The sequence below is a fragment of the Micrococcus sp. KRD077 genome, from assembly GCF_017168505.1.
GTDB lineage: Bacteria > Actinomycetota > Actinomycetes > Actinomycetales > Micrococcaceae > Micrococcus > Micrococcus luteus.
This window is the reverse complement of sequence record NZ_JABFAZ010000080.1, coordinates 1-440: the sequence shown is the minus strand read 5'-3', so window position 1 is coordinate 440 and position 440 is coordinate 1. Positions and strand designations below refer to the sequence as shown.

The 440-nt window shown below is 37.7% G+C and carries 1 protein-coding gene; it reads right to left on the bottom strand.

The window, feature by feature from the left end; translation table 11 throughout:
• On the bottom strand, window positions 1-440 hold a 440-nt coding region (locus J1M39_RS11590), incomplete at both ends, for a GA module-containing protein (protein WP_206496822.1).

Genomic DNA, 440 nt, shown 5'->3' with positions numbered 1-440 from the left:
GCATTATATGCATCAGTATAAGCACCTTGCTTATCAGGACTTGCGTTAGTGTAATTACCACCAGCAACAATTGTGTCATGATCAGCAATTCCTTGTTTTAATTGATCCATCGCATTATCAAGTGATGTAGCACTATTTTTCAGATCAGTTACACCTGATACACGTTGCGCAGCGTTCACTTGTTGTTTTAATGCTGTTTTTTGTGGTGTATTCAAATGTGTCAAGTTATCGATAGCTTGTGTTGCTTCAGTTTTAGCGCGTTGTAAGTTCGCGTCACCGTTCAAAGCATTTTCAGTAGACGTTACACTTTGAATTGCTTGTTCAACAGCTTGCTTATCTTTATTCGTACCATGATCTTTATTTAAGTAAGATTCAGCTTGTGTGATAGCATTATCAAATGCTGTTTTCTTAGTTGGATCTGCGTCGATGTAGTTTTCGCT